The sequence below is a fragment of the Bacillus sp. LR--39 genome (genome assembly GCF_053613335.1).
The window spans coordinates 1-847 of record NZ_JBSIOT010000596.1 but is presented as its reverse complement, the minus strand read 5'-3'; the positions used below and the strand labels follow the sequence as shown (position 1 = coordinate 847).

1 protein-coding gene is annotated in these 847 nt (G+C 46.8%); it reads right to left on the bottom strand.

Translation table 11 applies throughout. The features are described from left to right. The coding region (gene yxjM / locus ACWHAR_RS25175; protein ID WP_452088195.1) for a two-component system sensor histidine kinase YxjM at window positions 1-846 on the bottom strand (846 nt) is incomplete at its 3' end. Window position 847 lies beyond the last annotated feature (1 nt).

Below are 847 nucleotides of genomic sequence, written 5' to 3'. Positions count from 1 at the left end.
CCAAGACTCTTCTGACAGTCCGGCAGTATCTAAAGAAACGTGCAAGCCGCTCCGTTCCTCCACTTGATGAATGAGCCCCCGCAAAGCGGTAAGCCCCACCATCGATTCACTACGGCCCATTTGGTGAACAACAGACCGCACTTCTTGAAGACACTCCCTGGCGACACTCAGTACATTTTGAATGACTTTTTCTGAATCCTCCTTGCTGCTTTTAAGGATATAGGGAAGGGATTGAAGCTGAACAATCACAGAAGTCAGCTCGTGACCGATGCTGTCATGAATGTCGCGGGCAATTCTTGTACGTTCCTCAAGGACCGCGTACCTTAATGAAAGAACAGAAGCCTCCTGCAGCTCTGCATGCGCTTTCTGGAGTTCTTTATGAGCATGCTCCAGCTGCACATGCATTTTTGCCAATTCAGCATGATTCCGTTCAGCCTCCCTTCTCGCTTCTCGTCTGAAACGCATGGAGGAGAAGAGGACGTACAGACCGAGCATGATCGAGATGTTGCTGATGATGGTATTCAAGCTTCCCCCTTGTGAGGATAGGAGTAATATGTTGCCTCCAATTAAACATGCTGTGAAGATCAAGGATAGCCGTGAAGGGAGTCTAAAGGCGGCATATATCATTAAAAATACAATCAAAAAATAGGCGGCACCCTGCTCTTGGCCGGAAACAGCCCAAAAGAAATCGGTCAGGAGCCAGAGTCCGATGAATATGCACAAACTAACAGCAGTGGATGCCACATAGGGAATGATCCAAATGAATGCTAAGTATACCGCAAATACAAATGCTAACAAAATGGGATCAGCTTTGGCTGGGTGAGATAAAAATTGTATGCAATTCAAA